Origin of the sequence: Herbaspirillum autotrophicum (genome assembly GCF_001189915.1) — a bacterium.
Taxonomy (GTDB): Bacteria; Pseudomonadota; Gammaproteobacteria; order Burkholderiales; family Burkholderiaceae_D; genus Herbaspirillum; species Herbaspirillum autotrophicum.
Genome location: NZ_LFLS01000004.1, coordinates 215,942 through 231,333, shown reverse-complemented (window position 1 = coordinate 231,333; position 15,392 = coordinate 215,942). Strand labels below are relative to the sequence as shown.

The 15,392-nt window shown below is 57.0% G+C and carries 17 protein-coding genes; 12 read left to right on the top strand and 5 right to left on the bottom strand.

What is annotated here, in order from left to right; all coding sequences use genetic code 11:
• The 4 genes from AKL27_RS04930 to AKL27_RS04915 all read left to right on the top strand — a co-directional run bounded on the left by AKL27_RS04930 (position 1) and on the right by AKL27_RS04915 (position 2,908).
• Positions 1-657 (top strand): HAD family hydrolase, encoded by a 657-nt coding sequence (locus AKL27_RS04930; RefSeq protein ID WP_050461666.1) that lies wholly within the window; start codon positions 1-3, stop codon positions 655-657.
• A gap of 185 nt (positions 658-842) precedes the next feature.
• Complete coding sequence (msrP, locus tag AKL27_RS04925) at positions 843-1,823, top strand: protein-methionine-sulfoxide reductase catalytic subunit MsrP (RefSeq protein WP_050461665.1); 981 nt, start codon at positions 843-845, stop codon at positions 1,821-1,823.
• Between the two features lie 20 nt (positions 1,824-1,843).
• Positions 1,844-2,458 carry a protein-methionine-sulfoxide reductase heme-binding subunit MsrQ gene (locus AKL27_RS04920; RefSeq protein WP_050461730.1) on the top strand — a complete coding sequence of 205 codons (615 nt, stop codon included), beginning with the start codon at positions 1,844-1,846 and terminating at the stop codon, positions 2,456-2,458.
• Between the two features lie 228 nt (positions 2,459-2,686).
• The gene (locus tag AKL27_RS04915; RefSeq protein WP_050461664.1) at positions 2,687-2,908 is read left to right on the top strand and encodes a hypothetical protein; all 222 of its coding nucleotides are present in this window, start codon (positions 2,687-2,689) and stop codon (positions 2,906-2,908) included.
• A gap of 1 nt (position 2,909) precedes the next feature.
• Here the strand turns inward: AKL27_RS04915 and AKL27_RS04910 are convergent, their stop codons facing one another.
• The 5 genes from AKL27_RS04910 to AKL27_RS04890 all read right to left on the bottom strand — a co-directional run bounded on the left by AKL27_RS04910 (position 2,910) and on the right by AKL27_RS04890 (position 5,758).
• A complete protein-coding gene (locus AKL27_RS04910; protein WP_050461663.1) occupies positions 2,910-3,908 on the bottom strand; it encodes an NAD(P)H-dependent glycerol-3-phosphate dehydrogenase in 999 nt (332 codons plus the stop codon).
• Positions 3,909-3,949: 41 nt separating this feature from the next.
• Complete coding sequence (locus AKL27_RS04905) at positions 3,950-4,402, bottom strand: SH3 domain-containing protein (protein ID WP_050461662.1); 453 nt, start codon at positions 4,400-4,402, stop codon at positions 3,950-3,952.
• Between the two features lie 128 nt (positions 4,403-4,530).
• A complete protein-coding gene (gene secB / locus AKL27_RS04900) occupies positions 4,531-5,022 on the bottom strand; it encodes a protein-export chaperone SecB (RefSeq protein WP_050461661.1) in 492 nt (163 codons plus the stop codon).
• Between the two features lie 62 nt (positions 5,023-5,084).
• Positions 5,085-5,345, bottom strand: coding sequence for a glutaredoxin 3 (gene grxC / locus AKL27_RS04895; protein ID WP_050461660.1), 261 nt, complete (start codon positions 5,343-5,345; stop codon positions 5,085-5,087).
• On the bottom strand, positions 5,342-5,758 hold the full coding sequence (locus AKL27_RS04890; protein WP_050461659.1) for a rhodanese-like domain-containing protein: 417 nt from the start codon (positions 5,756-5,758) through the stop codon (positions 5,342-5,344). Before AKL27_RS04890 ends, grxC begins: the two co-directional genes overlap by 4 nt.
• Before the next feature lie 108 nt (positions 5,759-5,866).
• Here AKL27_RS04890 and gpmA point away from each other — a divergent pair, with 108 nt between their 5' ends.
• The 8 genes from gpmA (at position 5,867) to AKL27_RS04845 (ending at position 15,380) form a co-directional block, all read left to right on the top strand.
• The gene (gpmA, locus tag AKL27_RS04885) at positions 5,867-6,613 is read left to right on the top strand and encodes a 2,3-diphosphoglycerate-dependent phosphoglycerate mutase (RefSeq protein WP_050461658.1); all 747 of its coding nucleotides are present in this window, start codon (positions 5,867-5,869) and stop codon (positions 6,611-6,613) included.
• A 56-nt stretch (positions 6,614-6,669) separates the two neighbouring features.
• The gene (locus AKL27_RS04880; protein ID WP_083438879.1) at positions 6,670-8,043 is read left to right on the top strand and encodes a murein hydrolase activator EnvC family protein; all 1,374 of its coding nucleotides are present in this window, start codon (positions 6,670-6,672) and stop codon (positions 8,041-8,043) included.
• A 3-nt stretch (positions 8,044-8,046) separates the two neighbouring features.
• Complete coding sequence (locus AKL27_RS04875) at positions 8,047-9,540, top strand: S41 family peptidase (RefSeq protein WP_050461656.1); 1,494 nt, start codon at positions 8,047-8,049, stop codon at positions 9,538-9,540.
• 81 nt (positions 9,541-9,621) lie between these two features.
• On the top strand, positions 9,622-10,380 hold the full coding sequence (locus AKL27_RS04870) for a HesA/MoeB/ThiF family protein (protein WP_050461655.1): 759 nt from the start codon (positions 9,622-9,624) through the stop codon (positions 10,378-10,380).
• Positions 10,381-10,926: 546 nt separating this feature from the next.
• Positions 10,927-11,415 carry an RNA polymerase-binding protein DksA gene (gene dksA, locus AKL27_RS28745; protein WP_198155891.1) on the top strand — a complete coding sequence of 163 codons (489 nt, stop codon included), beginning with the start codon at positions 10,927-10,929 and terminating at the stop codon, positions 11,413-11,415.
• Positions 11,416-11,494: 79 nt separating this feature from the next.
• Entirely contained in the window at positions 11,495-11,875 is a 381-nt protein-coding gene (locus AKL27_RS04860; RefSeq protein ID WP_050461653.1) for a hypothetical protein, read from the top strand.
• A gap of 173 nt (positions 11,876-12,048) precedes the next feature.
• A complete protein-coding gene (locus AKL27_RS04850; RefSeq protein ID WP_050461651.1) occupies positions 12,049-14,043 on the top strand; it encodes a TonB-dependent receptor in 1,995 nt (664 codons plus the stop codon).
• 227 nt (positions 14,044-14,270) lie between these two features.
• Positions 14,271-15,380, top strand: a complete 1,110-nt coding sequence (locus AKL27_RS04845) for a branched-chain amino acid ABC transporter substrate-binding protein (RefSeq protein ID WP_232310901.1) — start codon at positions 14,271-14,273, stop codon at positions 15,378-15,380.
• Positions 15,381-15,392: the final 12 nt, after the last annotated feature.

The window sequence follows — 15,392 nt, the reverse complement described above, 5'->3', positions numbered from 1 at the left end:
ATGACGGCAGCCGGGCCCGCAGTTGATCTGGTGCTGTTCGATTGTGACGGCACGCTGGTCGATAGTGAAATCGTCACTGCCCAGGCATGGGCGCAATACACGGCGGTCCACGGCGTGACGATGTCGGCGGCGCAGGCGCTGGCCAGTTTCAAAGGGGTCGGCATGGGTGAGTGCGTAGCCGAAGTCGAGCGCTTGCGCGGGGCGCCGGTACCGGACACCTTTGTGGTTGAATTACGGGCGGTGATGGCGCAACTGTTGCGCGAACATCTGCAACCGATCCCCGGTGCGCTGGACATGGTGCAGGAATTGTCGGTACCGTTTTGTCTGGCCTCCAACGCACCGCGCGAAAAAATCGAACTCTGCCTCAAGGTCACCAATCTGTTGCCCTATTTCGAGGGGCGTATCTTCAGTGCCTACGATGTCCAGAGCTGGAAACCCGAACCGGGTTTATTCCTGCATGCTGCCGAAACGATGGGGGTGCCACCGGACCGTTGCGTCGTGGTCGAAGACAGTTTGCCCGGTGTTCAGGCCGGTCTGGCAGCGGGCATGCAAGTATTTGCCTTGTGGCACAGCGATCACGATGCCGAGTTGCCGGCCAACGTGCATATCATCCGTACCCTGGCCGAGCTGCCGGCTCGTATCGCCGCGCTGTCCTGAAGGCGGTCCGGATCCGGACTGCATTGCCTGTCGGCACTATTTCCCGGCGTCACCTGTCGCCACCTGCGCCTTGCATCCGCAACGGCCGTTGCTCCGTATAAGAAAAAGAAAGTAGCGGAATTGTGTAAGATCGAATTGGTCGAACCGACCAAGCTGCATCCCGCCGCATCGTATATGGAGTTTCTATGCTGATCAAACGTCAATCTCATGGTGATGGCCTGCCATTGCCTTCCGAAATTACACCGCGTGAGGTATTCGACGCGCGCCGCAGTTTCATGAAGCAGATGGCGGTGGCTTCCGTCACCGGTGCCGGCTTGCTGGAATTCGCTTCGCGCGATGCATTTGCGCAAGGTGCGCCGCTGGCGAAACTGGCCGCCAGGCCCAACTCGTCCTATGTGGTGATGGACAAGCAAACATCCTTCAAGGATGCCTCCACCTACAACAATTACTATGAATTCGGCACCGACAAGGCAGACCCGGCGCAAAATGCCGGCACCCTGAAAACCCGTCCCTGGACGATTGCCATCGAAGGTGAAGTCAAGAAGCCGATGACGCTGGACATCGACAGCCTGACCAGGCTGGCACCGCTGGAAGAGCGGATTTACCGACTGCGTTGCGTCGAAGGCTGGTCGATGGTGATTCCGTGGATTGGTTATTCACTGTCGGAACTGATCAAGAAAGTTGAACCGACCAGTAATGCCAAATACGTGGAGTTCGTGACGCTGGCAGATAAAAATCAGATGCCGGGTATCGGCGACCGGGTACTGCAATGGCCGTACACCGAGGGCTTGCGTCTGGACGAAGCCAATCATCCGCTGACATTGCTGACGCTCGGCATGTATGGCGAGGTATTGCCGAACCAGAATGGCGCACCGGTACGTATTATTGTTCCATGGAAATATGGTTTCAAATCGGCCAAATCGATCGTCAAGATCCGCTTCCTCAAGGAGCAGCCGAAAACCGCATGGAATATTTCTGCACCACAGGAATACGGTTTTTATTCCAACGTTAATCCCAATGTTGACCATCCGCGCTGGTCGCAGGCCAGTGAACGGCGTATCGGCGAAGACGGTTTCTTTACCAAAAAGCGCAAGACACTGATGTTCAACGGCTATAACGAAGTGGCGCCGCTGTATGCCGGCATGGACCTGAAGAAATTCTTTTGATCGCGGATGCCGGGCAATTCATGAAAAATCTTGATAGCAGGCAAGTCAATATTCTCAAGACAGTCCTGTTTATTCTGGCCTTGCTGCCTTTTGCGCGGCTGGTCCTGTTCACGCTGACCGACCGTCTGGGCGCCAATCCGATTGAATTCATTACTCGCAATACCGGTGACTGGACCTTGTATTTCCTGTGTTTCACACTGGCAATAACACCGCTGCGACGCATTACCGGCTGGAACTGGCTGCTCAAGTTGCGTCGTATGCTGGGCTTGTTCGCCTTCTTTTATGTGGCACTGCATTTCATGACCTTCTTCTGGTTTGATCATTTTTTCGATCTGGCCGAAATGTGGAAGGATGTGCTCAAGCGGCCATTTATCACCGTCGGCTTCAGCGCATTTGTATTGCTGATCCCACTGGCGCTGACCAGTACCAATGGCATGGTGCGTCGTCTAGGCGGCAAACGCTGGCAATGGCTGCATCGGCTGATGTACCTGATCGTGCCGCTCGGGGTGCTGCATTTCTGGTGGATGAAGGCGGGAAAGAACCTTTTGGCACAACCGATACTTTTTGCAACAATTGTTTCAATGTTGCTTTTGTTCCGTATCTGGCACAAAACCAAAGCCAAAAAACCGCTGTAAAGCCTTGTAAACAGGCGCTTTTGTGAGATTGGTGCCGCGCACCAAAAAAGAGCTGTCAGGCGGGGGCTCGCAAATTTTTGATAAAAATCCTGTTTTGGACGTATTCCAAATCATTGTTCAGGCGTTACTTGGCTAGGGCGCGGCTGACGCGCTGCTGACAACTGTCACGCTACGGGACAGTTGCAGTGCCACGAATAGTGATCGTCAAGTACGAGTTAGGAATACATCATGCAGGCAATAGAGCGCAAGTTGAAACCGAAGGCGGATTTTCCCCAGCAATATGCATTGGCCGAGTCGCGTTATCCGCGCGTGGGCAAGAAATTCAAAGAGCGTGAAGACGACTGCTCGGGGTACGACAAGCTGCCAAAGCAAATCGATGACATCGTCGAAGGCGAGTCGCCCAAGCGTTTCAAACGTCCAAAAATGGAAAGCGATATCATCGCCCGCTGATTCACTCTTCGCGCGGATCGCGCGACAGCAGCAGCTTCACCATTTCCGGTACCGAAATTCCGTCGAACAGTGCGCCGGCCACGGCATCCGTGATCGGCATGTCGACCCCGTGCCGGGCCGCCAATGCCCGTACGGATTCGGCACAACGGACACCTTCGGCGACATGGCCCAGTTCGGCCACGATCAGATCCAGTTGCTTGCCTTGCGCCAGACCCAGTCCGACACGGCGATTGCGCGACAGGTCGCCGGTGCAGGTCAGAATCAAATCACCCACCCCAGACAAGCCCATGAATGTTTCGGCGCGCCCGCCCAAGGCGATGCCGAGCCGGCTGATTTCGGCCAGACCGCGTGTGATCAGGGCCGCCCGCGCATTGAGGCCGAGCTGTAAACCATCGGCGGCGCCGGTGGCGATGGCGAGAATATTTTTGACCGCGCCGCCGATTTCGACACCAATCAGATCATCGCTGGAATAAATGCGGATATTGCCGCCATGCACCGCCGCCACTACCCGTTCCCGCAAATCATTGTCATGACTGGCGAAGCTCAGCGCACAGGGCAGGCCCTTGGCGACTTCTTGTGCGAAGGACGGGCCGGACAAGGCGCCGGCAGGTACGGCGTCGCCCAAGACTTCCTGGACGATCTGGTGCGGCAACAGACAGGTTTGTTCTTCCAGCCCTTTGCAGAGCCAGACGATATTCGGAATGGCATGAGCGCGCAGTTGCTCGGCCAGCGCGCGCAAGCCCGAGACCGAGGAGGCAATCACCAGCAGGCTTTGTTCAGGCGCCGCGCTGACATGTGCAATTGCCTGCGCGAAATCGGCGGTGAGGTGCAGTGATGGCGGCAACGGAAAGCCCGGCAAATACGCCAGGTTTTCACGCTGTGCGGCGAGTTCACGCATGGCGTCGGCATTGCGACCCCACAGCATGACGTCATTGCGTTGCGTCAGCGCGATGGCCAGCGCCGTACCCCAGGCACCGGCACCAAGTATGGTGATTTTCATGAAAGCAGACTAAGTGAGGACGGAGCTGATGGCGGGGGCGATCAATCGCCCCAGACTTCGGAGGCCTTGACGAAACCGCTCTGGCCGTCACGGTGCCGGACCTTGACCCAGCCGGAAGTGGCCGGCTCGGCCATGTCGAGCAATACATTCTTGTCGGCGCTGAATACGGTAGGACTGGCTTCGTCAGCGCTGGCGTGAATCTTGGCGTTGGCGACGCTGACCACGACGGTGCGCTTGGCAACCAGTGCCTTGGACTGCACCCATGACAGCGTACCGGCGGCGTCACGCACCTTGCTCCAGTCGCTGTAGGTCAGCACGACTTCCACCGGCATGCCGCGCGGGGCAACGAATACCCGGCGTCCTTTTTCCGAAGGCGCGTCGTACAGGATTGCTGGCGCCGCACCGACCGACTTGAAGTCCAGCGCATGGGCGGCATTGCTTGCCAACGCGGCGCTGAGGGCCACGGCGGACGTGAGCAGACGTAAATATTTCATGAAAGTGACTCCGCTGTATCGGTCTGTGCGACTCACCGCGAGGCGAGGCGAGGCGCACAGCATGGGGATGCTGGAACGATCCATTATGGCATCGACATCCCCGTTTGCGCGGGAATGCGAATGCCGGATCAGTTGACAGTCGAGGTACCGTTGACCAGTGTGCCGTCGGTTTGCTGCTCTGCCAGCGCCTGCAGGCGTTGCTGGTAAAACACTTCGAAGTTGATTTCGGCCAGGTGGATCGGCGGGAAACCGGCACGGGTAATCACGTCGGCGATATTGGCGCGCAGGTAAGGGTAGATGATGTTCGGGCAGCCGATACCCAGCAGCGGATCCAGTTGCTCGGCAGGAATGTTGCGGATTTCGAAAATGCCGGCTTGCTTGCCTTCAACCAGAAACGCAACCTTGTCCTGCACCTTGGCAGTCACGGTGATCGTTACTGTCGATTCGAAGATGCCTTCTGCGAGCGCTTCAGCGCCGACATCGACCGATACTTCAATTGCCGGTGCATCCTGTTCCAGGAAAATGCCTGGCGAATTAGGTTGTTCCAGCGACAGATCCTTCAGGTAAACGCGCTGGATCTGGAATACGGGTTGTTGTTCAGTTTGTTTCTCTTCCGACATGGAATGCTCTCGTTTCAGGTTGAATGAATAAAATGAAAATCGTCAGGAATGCACTGCAGATTCTAGGCTTGCAACAGGGGATCAAGTCCGCCGGAGCGATCCAGCGCACTCAGATCGTCGAAGCCGCCGACATGGGTTTCGCCGATATAAATTTGCGGTACGGTGCGGCGACCGGTCTTTTCCATCATGATGTCGCGCTGTTGCGGATCAAGGTCGATGCGGATTTTTTCAATCTCCTCAACGCCTTTGTTCTTGAGCAGACGTTCCGCCATCATGCAGTAAGGACAGACGCCGGTGCTGTACATGACTACGCGGGCTGTCATTTGCCTTCCTTTTGCGCCGTGGTCGGCAAGCCCTGGGTTTGCCATGCAGCAATACCGCCGGTCAGACCGTAGACTTCAGTGAAGCCGGCTTTTTTGAGTGTCGCTTCTGCCTTGCCGGACTGCGTTCCGGTCTGGCAAACCACCACTACGCTCTTGCTTTTGAACTTGTCCAGTTCAGAAATGCGTTGCGGCAAATCTTTCAATGGAATGTTTTTGGCGTCACGCAAATGGCCGGCGGCGAACTGCTCGCTGTCGCGGACGTCGATAATCAGCGTCTTTCCTTGATTGATCAGCTGTGTTGCCTGCAGCAGAGTCAGCTTGCTGCCGCGTTGTTGCAGGTACGGAAGCAGCAGTGCGCCGCCCGAAATAATGACCAGGCCGATCAGAAAAATATTATCAATGATGAATTTCACGGGATCCCAATGAGTTTACTGAATCCCGGCATTATAAAATAGAAGCCGTCACGCTATTTAAATCTTCAAATGGCGAATTGCTGTTTTCTCACTTAATCGAGCTTTCCTATGTACAAAATCGTATTTATGCGCCACGGCGAATCGACGTGGAATCTGGCAAACCGCTTTACCGGCTGGGTTGATGTTGATCTGACCGAAAAGGGTGTGGCCGAAGCGCGTCAGGCCGGCAAGCTGCTCAAGGATGCCGGTTTCAGCTTCGACCTGGCTTACACTTCGGTCCTCAAGCGCGCCATCCGCACCCTCTGGACCACGCTCGATGAAATGGATCAGATGTGGCTGCCGATTGAACACGACTGGCGTCTGAACGAGCGTCACTATGGCGCACTGCAAGGATTGAACAAGGCGGAAACCGCCGCCCAGTATGGCGATGAGCAAGTGCTGGTATGGCGCCGCAGCTACGACACGCCACCCAATCCGCTCGATCCGGAAGCTGCCTTGTCGGCCTACAATGACCCGCGTTATGCCGGTCTCAAGCGCGAACAGATTCCGCTGACCGAGTGCCTCAAGGATACAGTGGCGCGCGTGCTGCCAGCCTGGAATGATTCGATTGCACCAGCCATCCGCGCCGGCAAGCGCATCATCATCTCGGCGCACGGCAACAGTCTGCGTGCCCTGATCAAGTACCTGGACGGGATCAGCGACAGCGACATCGTCGGCCTCAACATTCCCAACGGTCAGCCGCTGGTCTATGAACTGGATGCCGATCTCAAGCCGATCAAGAGCTACTATCTCGGCGATCAGTCCGCCATCGAAGCCGCGCTCAAGGCGGTGGCGAATCAAGGGAAATCGAAATAATCCATTTTCTCTGCACTTTAATGGTCAAACCGCGTCGCCAGTCACGCGCCGCAGCGATGTCGCTGGGCGCGGTGCTGCTGCTGGCAGCAGCATTGGCGGCGCCGTCTGTCTCTGCCCAGCCGGTAACGGAACGCAGTCGTCAGAAGCAGGCCGCAGAAAAAGAGCGGGCCGATCTGCAGCAACGGCTGGCCGTACTCAAGCGTGACATCAATCAAACCGAGACCGCCAAAGGCAATGCTGCCGATTCGCTGGCGGAATCGGAGCTGGCGATATCGCGCGCCAATCGCTCGTTGCGTGAACTGGCGCAGGAGCAAGCGAGTACCGAAGCGCGGCTGAGCCAACTGGTGAAGCAACAGACGGAACTGGCCGCGGTGGTCAATGCACAGCAGGCGCAACTGTCGAAGCTGTTGCGCGACCAGTATGTGGCCGGCAATGAAGACCGGATCAAATTGCTGCTGTCGGGTGACAATCCGAATCGCATCAATCGCGAATTGCAGTACATGGGATATATCTCCCAGGCGCAGGCCAGGCTGATTGAAACCCTGCGTGTCAACCTGCAGGCAGTCAAGAGTAACAAGGCCGAGACCCAGAACGCCAAATTCGAACTGGAAGAAATCGCGCAGGAAGAAAACGAACAAAAGCGCGTGCTGGAAAAAGAAAAATCCAAACGCACGGTGTTGCTGGCGCAACTGTCGACCAAGCTGAATTCCCAGCGCAAGGAAGTCGGCAATCTGCAGCGCGACGAGCAACGCTTGTCCGGTCTGGTCGACAAGCTGGCGCAAATTATCGAAGAGCAGAAAAAGGCTGAAGCGGCGGCGCGTGAAAAGCGTCATCAGGAACAATTGGCGAAAGCCAAGGCCGAACGGGAGCGTCGCGCGGCGCAGCAGGCCAAGGCCGCGCCGGGTAACAAAGCGGCACCCGGTACCAAAACCACGCCCAAACCGAGCCCGGCGGACGCCATCGATGATGACGAACCGCCGCAAACGTTGGGCAGAAACGACGCCACGCCGAGCGCAGAGGAAAATTACGGTAAACCTTTTGCCAGTCTGCGTGGTCAGTTGCGGTTGCCGATCCGGGGTGATCTGATCGCCAAATTCGGCGGCAAGCGTGGCGACGGGCCGAGCTGGAAAGGCTTGTTCATCCGCGCCCCTGAAGGTGCGGAAGTCAAGGCAGTAGCGGCCGGGCGGGTAGTTTATGCGGATTGGCTGCGCGGTTTCGGCAATTTGCTGATTGTCGATCACGGCAACCAGTACATGACGATTTACGGCAATAACCAGTCGGTGCTCAAGCGCGCCGGCGATCTCGTCAAAACCGGTGATGTCATTGCCAGCGCAGGTAATAGCGGCGGCAATGAGCAATCGGGTTTATACTTTGAAATTCGGCATCAGGGCCGGGCTTTCGACCCACTTGGCTGGGTAACTACTAGGTGAAACATGGGCAGCAAACTTAAGAATATCGGTCTTATCAGTCTGGGCATGATTGCGGGAGTGGCGGCATCGATGCAATTCGATGCCATCGCTCAAAAAAATGCGACGGCCCCGCTGCCGTTGGAAGAATTGCGACAACTGGCAGATGTATTCGGCCTGATCAAGTCCGATTATGTCGAGCCGGTCGAAGACAAAAAGCTGCTCACCGAAGCCATTTCCGGCATGGTGGCCTCGCTTGATCCGCATTCTGCCTATCTCGACAAGAAGGCCTACAAGGAGTTGCGTGAAGGCACCATGGGCAAATTTGTCGGCCTCGGTATCGAGGTCGGCATGGAAGATGGCTATGTCAAAGTCATTTCGCCGATTGAAGATTCGCCTGCCTACCGTGCCGGCATCAAGGCCGGAGACCTGATCACCCGTCTCGACAGCACCCCGGTCAAAGGACTGACGCTGGACGAGGCCGTCAAGAAGATGCGCGGCGAGCCGAATACCAAGATCACGCTGACCATTGCCCGCAAGGACGAAGACAAGCCAATCATCCTGACTATCGTGCGTCAGGAAATCCGGGTACAGAGCGTGAAGTCGAAAGTGGTCGAGCCAGGCTATGCATGGCTGCGCGTGACCCAGTTCCAGGAACCGACCGTGGACGACATGGCCAAGAAGATTCTGGCCATCTACGCACAGGAACCGAACCTCAAGGGTCTGATTCTCGATTTGCGTAACGATCCGGGTGGCGTGTTGCCGGGCGCTATCGGCGTTTCCGCTGCATTCCTGCCGAAGGATTCGGTGGTGGTATCGACCAATGGCCAGTTGCCAAGCTCCAAGGCCAGCTTCTATGCCAAGCGTGAGTATTACGCCGCCAATCCGATGAACGATCCGTTGTCGCGTCTGCCGGATGCCGTCAAGAAGGTCCCGATGGTCGTGCTGGTCAATACCGGTTCGGCATCGGCATCTGAAATCGTGGCCGGCGCACTGCAGGATTACAAGCGCGCCACCATCATGGGAACCCAAACCTTCGGCAAGGGCTCGGTACAGTCGGTGATTGCATTGCCACCGGACAAGCAAACTGCGGTCAAACTGACCACTGCGCGTTACTACACGCCGAATGGCCGCTCGATCCAGGCCAAGGGCATCATCCCCGACATCATGGTGGATGAATACGCGGATGGCGATGGCTTGAATGGTTTGCGTCTGCGGGAAGCCGATCTGACCAAGCATCTGAGCAACGACAAGGACAAAACCGCCAATGAAACCAAGGCGGCGACCGTCGACGAGAAGGAAGAAGAGCGTCTGATTGCGGCCGAGAAGAAACGCAAGCCACTGGAATTCGGCAGCAAGGAAGACTTCCAGCTGACGCAGGCGCTGAACCATCTGAAGGGATTGCCGGTGCAGGTCTCCAAGGTCAAACCTGAAATCCGCGAAGAGTCCGCCAAGGACAGCAAAGCGGTCAAGGATGATAAAAAGGAAATCAAGACACCGCCCGAGAAAATTGAAAAGTAATAAGCAATGAAAAGGGCCGCAGCGATGCGGCCCTTTTTACTTGGAACCCGACCACTCACCGTGTTCTCACTGCGCCGCGCCATGAACGACCAACAATTGCTCCGTTATTCCCGCCATATTTTGCTCGATGAAATCGATATCGAAGGGCAGAGCCGCCTGCTGGCTGCGCATGCACTGGTCATCGGTGCCGGTGGTCTGGGGTCGCCCGCCGCCTTGTACCTGGCTTCGGCCGGGCTCGGCAAGATCACGCTGGTCGATGACGATACGGTCGACCTGACCAATCTGCAGCGGCAGATATTGCATACGACCGAGCGGGTCGGACAACTCAAGGTAGCGTCGGGCAAGACCGCCCTGGCGCAGTTGAATCCGGAAGTGGAAGTCATTGCGCTGGCCGAGCGGCTGGAAGATGCGCGGCTCAATGCGCTGATCGCAGATGCCACCGTGGTACTCGACTGCAGCGACAATTTTGCCACCCGGCACGCTATCAACCGCGCCTGCGTCAAGCACCGGGTGCCGTTGGTGTCCGGCGCCGCGATCAGGTTCGACGGCCAGATCAGTGTGTTCGATTCGCGCAGTGACACATCGCCATGTTATGCGTGCCTGTTTCCGCCCGATCGTCATTTTGAAGAAGTCCAATGTTCGACGATGGGCGTGTTTGCGCCGCTGGTAGGCATCATCGGCACCATGCAGGCGGCCGAGGCCCTGAAGCTGGTGGCGGCAGTCGGCACCTCACTGGCCGGGCGTTTGCTGATTCTGGACGCGCGCAGCATGGAATGGACCAGCATTACACTGGCGCGCGACCGCAATTGCCCGGTGTGCGGCGTCCGGCACCCGGTATAGTCGCCATTGCGTCACTTTGGCCAGCCGCCGCAGGTGCTATTTATGTATTGCGTTCTGGTATAAACTGTTGGCGTGTATTTTGGTATGCAGCGCGCTTGCCGGGTTGTCCTGCCAGGTCTTTGAAGCGGGCAGCGAAGCCGGACCGGCGCGAGAATTCATGTCGCGGTTCGCACCGGAAGGGGGGAGCTTATGAATGCCACCACCAGAAAGCCCGTTCGCAAGGCTGCTGCCGCAGGCAGCACCGGCCCGCGAGAGGGTGATGGAACGGCGTCGGAGCAGCCCCCGGAAGCGACTGTAAAGAGCAGCGGCAAGAGTACTAAAAAATCAACTTCGGCTACGGCGAATGCCGTTGTAGTAAAATCCCTGACCGTCAAAACGATGGCACCCGCGTCCGTCCCGTCCGGAACAGGGAAGAATGCCGGTAATGTGCAACAAAAAGCAGTACAGGCAGCCGTGAAGCAGGTAACGTCGGCGGCAAGGGAAGTGGATTCAAAAGCGACCAGATCCGGCTCGCGCCCCGGCAAAAAACCGGAAAGCACCGGAGCCATGGATAAAATTGAGAAACCAGTAGTATTGAAAGTAAGCGAAGTGGCAACTAAAACTCCCAAAACTACCCCTGATACGCAAACCTTGCTGACTGAGGAGCAAATCCTCAAGATGGGCGAGAAGGACTACATGAACGAAGCGCAACTTGCTTTTTTCAAGGCCCGTTTGCAACAGCTGGAAAGAGATCTGCTGAAAAATGCAGGTGAGACCACCGAACATTTGCGTGAAACCGTGCTGGTTCCCGATCCTGCCGATCGCGCCACCATCGAAGAAGAGCATGCACTGGAACTGCGTACGCGTGATCGTGAGCGCAAGTTGCTGAAGAAGGTTCAGCAATCCATCGTGTCGATCGATGCCGGCGAGTATGGCTGGTGCGAAGAGACTGGTGAGCCGATTGGCATTCCACGTCTGTTGGCACGTCCGACAGCAACACTTTCACTCGAAGCACAGCAACGCCGCGAATTGAAGCAAAAGCTTTACGGCGACTGATTTCGGCTGATCCCGGCAGTACCCTCTGACGACCACGGCCAGTCCGTTGTCGTCAGTGTTGTTTCTATCTATCTCATCAATGCGACGCTTCGTCTCTTCCAGAAGTCTTGCGCTCACCACATTGCTGGTGGCGATGATGCTGTTCGCCCAGTCACTGGGTTTGCTGCATAGTATCGTCCACGCCGGCTTCCCGGTACCGGCGGCTGAAGCCCGTCAATATGCTGCGCTGTTCGATTACAACGACAGTGATGCCGACGACGACAAGGCCAGCGCATCCAACAGCTCGCATCATCACTCTTGCGTTGAATACGATGCCGCCACACTGGCTGATGGCGTGCAGGTAATGTTGCCGTCGCTGCCCGTCATTCCCGGCAAGCACATCCTGGCCCTGTGGCAGGCATTTGCTTCGTGGGATGCACCATTCGTCTGTCACTTCTCGTCACGCGCACCGCCGCGCTGAACCTCCTCTCCTGATTCCGTTTTGCTTTTGTCTGTCATCGCCAGCGATTGATTCGTTGTGCCGTTGCGCCGCCATGTTGCCGCGCCGCGTGCGCCTGCTTCGCCGGCGCTGACGTTTTGTCCGGCGTGACGCCGCGTGTGCATCGTCACGTCCATTTTCAGTCAAGGAATTCCATGTACGTCCAACCTACTTTGCTGGCGAGCGCCGTCTTGTCTGCGCTTGCTTCCATGTCTGCCGTCGCGCAGACAACCTCATCGCCGTTGCAGGAAATCGTGGTCACCGCCAGCCCGTTTGCCGCCGATGAAAACACCCAGATTCTGACCCCGGCCAAAGTGCTGGCCGGAGATGAATTGCGCAACAAGCTCGGTAACTCGCTCGGCGATACGCTGTCGCAGGAATTGGGGGTGTCGGCATCGAGCTTCGGCGCCGGGGCTTCGCGTCCCATCATTCGCGGTCTGGAAGGACCACGGGTGATGATCTTGCAAAATGGCATGGCAGTCTCCGATGTCTCGACGGTGTCGAATGATCACGCAGTGGCAACCGAAGCGGCGACCGCGCGTCAGATTGAAATTCTGCGCGGACCGGCGGCATTGTTGTATGGTTCCGGCGCCATCGGCGGTTTGGTCAATGTGGTCAACGACCGCATCCCGACCATGTTGTTGCCGAAGCCGACCGGTCAGGTCGAGGCGCGTTATGGCACCGTCGATGGAGAGAAAAATACTTCCTTCATGGTCGACGGCGCTGCCGGCAGCATCGGCTTGCATCTGGATGGCAATTACCGCGATACCGACAATTACAAGATTCCCGGCTCGGCGAAACTCAATGACCCGGCCTCGGCGAACGGACGTTTGCCGAACTCCTTTACCCACGAAACCAGTATCGGCGCCGGTGGTTCGTATATTGCCGACTGGGGTCACCTCGGCGCATCGGTATCCACGCTGGATGATCATTACGGTATCCCTACCGCTGAAAAATCATTCATCGATCTGCACCAGACGCGCTACGACATCGACAGTCTGGTGAAGGCACCGTTTGCCGGTTTCGAATCATTCAAATTCAAGCTTGGCTATACCGACTATAGCCATATCGAAAAGCAGCAGGACGGCACGCCGAATACAATATTTTCCAATCGTGCGGTGCAGACCCGGTGGGAACTTGCGCATCAGCCAGTGGCCGGATGGCGCGGCAGTTTCGGTGTGCAAACCGATCAAAGCAATTACTCGGCATTGTCGGCGACCGACGGCTCGGCAGCGCTGACCCCGGCGACCAAATCCACATCGCTGGCCGGCTTCCTGGTGGAAGAGCGCAATTTCGGCCCGGTACTGGCGAGCGCCGGCGTGCGCATGGAATCGGTCAAGCGTCGTCCGCAAGGATTGCTGGACCGCGATTTCAATCTGTTCTCGTGGTCGGCCGGTGGTTTGTGGACCTTCATGCCGGGTTACGGAATGGGGGCGACGTATTCGATTGCACAACGCGCACCGACCGTGGAAGAACTGTATTCCAACGGCGCTCATGAATCGACCTCTACCTTCGATATTGGCGACGGCAATTTGCAAAAAGAGACTTCGCACAATATCGAACTGACGCTGCAAAAGACCGAGGGTCTGGTGCGCTGGAAAGCCAATCTGTTCCAGAACAAGGTCAAGAATTTCATCTTTGGCCGTACCAATGGTCAGGTCGATGAAAGCGGTGCTGCCGATCCGGACGGCGAATTCACTCAGCGTTTCTGGGCACAGGGCGATGCCACGATTCACGGCGCTGAAGCCGAGGTCAGCTATAACCTTGGCGGCGAAGGATTTTCAGTGCGCGGTTTTGCCGATACCTCACGCGGCAAGCTGGACAATCAAGGCAACCTGCCACTGCAACCGGCGACGCGTTACGGCGTTGATCTCGGTTACCGTCAGGCGGCATGGGCCAGCGGCGTCAAGGTGCTGCGGGCCCAGACCCAGGACCGTCTGGCATCGTTTGAAACCACGCCGACACCATCCTATACCCAGGTGGATGCCAATGTGTCCTATACCCAGCGCTATAACGCCGTCAAGGTGACCTGGTTTGCCTTGTTGAAGAACGCCTTGAATCAGGACATTCGTCTGTCGACTTCGGTGCTCAAGGATACCGTGCCACAACCCGGGCGTAATCTGATTCTGGGGGTGCGTACTCAGTTCTGAGTCTGAGGGGTTGCGGGGCGTGATGGTCAGGGCACAGAGCAGGAGCGGTGCCGGCAGGTCAAGCGTCCCGCGATCAGTTACAACGCAATTGCTTGATTTACCCGGTATTTCTCAATATTTCTGGATACCAACGCTTGCTTGATTGAGATATTCTGTGCAAAAAACAAAGGTTAATGCACATGTTATCGAATCGGCCGAAAACAGAAATACGAAATGATGGTCGCATATTGCTGACCCTGCTGTTGGTGTTCATGCCCTGGTGCGCATCGGCGCAAGAGGCGCACACGGTCAAGATCGGTTTCAGCGGACCGTTGTCGGGGGCCCTGGTGGTCGCCGGCAAGGATGCCCTCAATGGCATGCAGATGGCGATCGAACGCCTGAACCAGCAGCGCGTTGAAATCGGCGGCAAGCCGGTACGTTTTGAAGCCGTGATCAAGGATGACAAGGGGGAGTCGCAGCGAGGCCAGGTGGTCGCGCGCGAACTCAGCGAACTCGGTGTCAAGGCCGTGCTGGGGCCTTTCAATTCGGATGTCGCGCTGACGGTAGCGGGCATCTATGAAGAAGCCGGCATCGTCGCCCTGACGGTTGCCTCCAATCCCAAGGTAACGCAAGCCGGTAACGGTTTCATGTTTCGCATCGCCGCCAGTGACAGCGACATCGGCAGCAAGATAGCGCGTTATGCCGAGCGGACCCTGAAGCTCAGGAACGTCGCCATTATCGACAATGGTTCTTCCTACGGGCGCGGCCTGATTGACGAGTTTCAGCGCACCGCAAGAAAAGGCGGAATGCAGATCGTCTTCAAAGAAAATGTTCAGGAACGCATGACGGATTTCAGTGCCTTGCTGAGCACTCTGAACAACACCCGGGCCGAGGCGATTTTTTTTGGCGGTTATGCAGCGCAGGGCCGTTTGCTGCTGCAACAGATGCGGCAGACGGGAATGCGCAAGCCGCTGCTCGGCGGCGACGCGCTGTGCACGCTGGAAATGGCCGGAGTGGTTGACGATATGCGTGATGATGCGGTGTATTGCGCACAGGGTGGGGTGTGGCTGACACGGGTCTCGGATGGTGCGGTTTTTTCTTCCACATATCAGCGCAAATTCGGTCGCGCGCCGGATGTCTATGCCGCCACATTTTATGACGGCATGATGCTGCTGGTGCAAGCAATGAAATCAGCCAATTCCAGCAATCCGGCGGCGTTTGCACCGGTGCTGGCGAAGCTGCGTTACAAAGGTGTGGCGGCACTCTACGAATTCGATGGCAAGCATGATCTCAAGGAATCGACAGTGACTATTTTGCGCCTGAAAGCCGATGGCCTGACGCCGCTGTCGAGTTTCTGATGACAGCGGGCG

Excerpts from the sequence above, each read along its gene's own strand:
- AKL27_RS04870 (WP_050461655.1), top strand. The coding sequence starts at position 9,622 with ATGAACGACCAACAATTGCTCCGTTATTCCCGCCATATTTTGCTCGAT.
- AKL27_RS04875 (WP_050461656.1), top strand. The coding sequence starts at position 8,047 with ATGGGCAGCAAACTTAAGAATATCGGTCTTATCAGTCTGGGCATGATT.
- dksA (WP_198155891.1), top strand. The coding sequence starts at position 10,927 with ATGGATAAAATTGAGAAACCAGTAGTATTGAAAGTAAGCGAAGTGGCA.
- AKL27_RS04915 (WP_050461664.1), top strand. The coding sequence starts at position 2,687 with ATGCAGGCAATAGAGCGCAAGTTGAAACCGAAGGCGGATTTTCCCCAG.
- AKL27_RS04860 (WP_050461653.1), top strand. The coding sequence starts at position 11,495 with ATGCGACGCTTCGTCTCTTCCAGAAGTCTTGCGCTCACCACATTGCTG.
- AKL27_RS04905 (WP_050461662.1), bottom strand. The coding sequence starts at position 4,402 with ATGAAATATTTACGTCTGCTCACGTCCGCCGTGGCCCTCAGCGCCGCG.
- AKL27_RS04910 (WP_050461663.1), bottom strand. The coding sequence starts at position 3,908 with ATGAAAATCACCATACTTGGTGCCGGTGCCTGGGGTACGGCGCTGGCC.
- grxC (WP_050461660.1), bottom strand. The coding sequence starts at position 5,345 with ATGACAGCCCGCGTAGTCATGTACAGCACCGGCGTCTGTCCTTACTGC.
- AKL27_RS04850 (WP_050461651.1), top strand. The coding sequence starts at position 12,049 with ATGTACGTCCAACCTACTTTGCTGGCGAGCGCCGTCTTGTCTGCGCTT.
- AKL27_RS04930 (WP_050461666.1), top strand. The coding sequence starts at position 1 with ATGACGGCAGCCGGGCCCGCAGTTGATCTGGTGCTGTTCGATTGTGAC.
- msrP (WP_050461665.1), top strand. The coding sequence starts at position 843 with ATGCTGATCAAACGTCAATCTCATGGTGATGGCCTGCCATTGCCTTCC.
- gpmA (WP_050461658.1), top strand. The coding sequence starts at position 5,867 with ATGTACAAAATCGTATTTATGCGCCACGGCGAATCGACGTGGAATCTG.
- AKL27_RS04920 (WP_050461730.1), top strand. The coding sequence starts at position 1,844 with ATGAAAAATCTTGATAGCAGGCAAGTCAATATTCTCAAGACAGTCCTG.
- secB (WP_050461661.1), bottom strand. The coding sequence starts at position 5,022 with ATGTCGGAAGAGAAACAAACTGAACAACAACCCGTATTCCAGATCCAG.
- AKL27_RS04880 (WP_083438879.1), top strand. The coding sequence starts at position 6,670 with ATGTCGCTGGGCGCGGTGCTGCTGCTGGCAGCAGCATTGGCGGCGCCG.